1 protein-coding gene is annotated in these 959 nt (G+C 59.2%); it reads left to right on the top strand.

Annotated features, from left to right (window positions below; genetic code table 11):
- The first annotated feature begins 78 nt into the window (after positions 1-78).
- Positions 79-696 carry a TPM domain-containing protein gene (locus IAI51_RS27755; protein ID WP_187681377.1) on the top strand — a complete coding sequence of 206 codons (618 nt, stop codon included), beginning with the start codon at positions 79-81 and terminating at the stop codon, positions 694-696.
- Positions 697-959 lie beyond the last annotated feature (263 nt).

Below are 959 nucleotides of genomic sequence, written 5' to 3'. Positions count from 1 at the left end.
GGCGGGGGCAGTTTCGGCGGCGGTGGTTCGTCCGGCGGCTGGTGAGCACACAACAATAATGAGCAGGCACTCTTTGACATGGCATTACTGACTGAACACGAACAACGCAAAGTCGCCGAGGCAATCGCCCGGGTCGAGCGCGACACCGACGCCGAACTGGTGACAGTGCTGGCCGCCCGCGCCGACGATTACGCGTACATCCCGCTGCTGTGGGCCAGTTTGCTGGCGCTGGTGGTGCCGGGCGTCGTGCATTACCTGACCGGCTGGCTGACCTTGCGCAGTTTGCTGTTGGTGCAATGGGGCTTGTTCATCGTGCTGTGCCTGCTGTTTCGTCTGCCGAAAATCACCACCCATCTGGTGCCACGCCGCGTGCGGCACTGGCGCGCCTCGAATCTGGCGCGGCGGCAGTTTCTTGAGCAAAACCTGCATCACACGGTGGGCAGCACCGGCATGCTGATTTTTGTCTGCGAGGCCGAACGCTACGTGGAGATTCTGGTGGACGAGGGGATCTCCAGTCGGCTGGACAATAAAAACTGGGATGCGATTGTCGCGGCGTTTACCGAACAAGTGCGGCAGGGGCACACACTTGAGGGGTTTGTGCAGTGCGTCGAGGCGTGTGGGGAGCTGTTGAAGGTGCATGTACCGGTGACGCAGGTGCGCAATGAGTTGCCGAACCGGTTGGTGGTGTTGGCATGAGGAAAACCCTCACCCCAGCCCTCTCCCAGAGGGAGAGGGGGCTGACCGAGGTGTCCGTCGCTATCCATCGACCTGAAAGATCGCGTCGATTATGGATTCAGATCCGAGGAAAAACCGGGTCGATGATGGATTCACTGCCAAGCAAGAATCGGGTCGATCATGGATTCAGCGCCAGTCTTTCAAGTCGGTAAATTTCTCAAATATCCCCCAATCGGTCCCCTCTACCTCTGGGAGAGGGCTAGGGTGAGGGCCTCATTTAAAAC

This window comes from Pseudomonas sp. N40(2020) (assembly GCF_014472415.1).
Taxonomy (GTDB): Bacteria; Pseudomonadota; Gammaproteobacteria; order Pseudomonadales; family Pseudomonadaceae; genus Aquipseudomonas.
This window is presented reverse-complemented; position numbering and strand designations above follow the sequence as displayed.

Coding starts and splice junctions, on each gene's coding strand:
- IAI51_RS27755 (WP_187681377.1), top strand. CDS start 79: ATGGCATTACTGACTGAACACGAACAACGCAAAGTCGCCGAGGCAATC.